At 55.5% G+C, this 616-nt stretch carries 1 pseudogene; it reads left to right on the top strand.

The annotated features are described in order from the left end of the window. Positions 1-421: 421 nt before the first annotated feature. A pseudogene (locus V7676_RS18730) lies at positions 422-616 on the top strand (chromosome segregation ATPase); the annotation flags it as partial.

Below are 616 nucleotides of genomic sequence, written 5' to 3' on the forward strand. Positions count from 1 at the left end.
GCACGGCGAATCTGATCTGGTTGAAGCAGCCTGAAATCCAGCCAATAATCCGCGCTGTCCAGTATTGATCGCGATCAAAGCCGCAACCCCTCAATTATCCTGAAATTCGGTCCCGTGCGACCTGCAGTATATTGAATGGACATTTCCTCGGGGCGCTAGCCGCTGATGGCATTCCAATGATGCGGACATCCTTGCGTCCATCCTGCGTTCCGTCAGAAGGGCCCTGAACCGGCCGATGGCCAGCAGCAACCCCCAAAGACTGCGGCCCGTGTGGCCCGCGCCAGCCTTGTCTTTGAGGTTTCCCGCCTGCGGCGGTGCGGCTGTCCATCTTATACCGGTTCTGATCGGGCTCCTGTCGGAAGCAGAAACGCGCAGAGCATTCGCCTGCGCTATTTGCTTCCATTATCAGGAGGCAAAACCCATGTATGACAAGTTTACTCAATCTCTCGCCGGACTCGATCTAACCGCACTTCGTATTGCGCCAGCCCCATTTGGACCAGCCGACTTTCCTTGCGACGAGGCTGTTCAACAAACCCTTACCGGTGTCTGGTCTGATCTGTTTTCGCTTTTCTATGACAATGCGCTGGAAGCTGATGCAGAAGATGTTGCGTGGGGT

Source organism: Parasphingorhabdus sp., assembly GCF_036963805.1.
GTDB lineage: Bacteria > Pseudomonadota > Alphaproteobacteria > Sphingomonadales > Sphingomonadaceae > Parasphingorhabdus.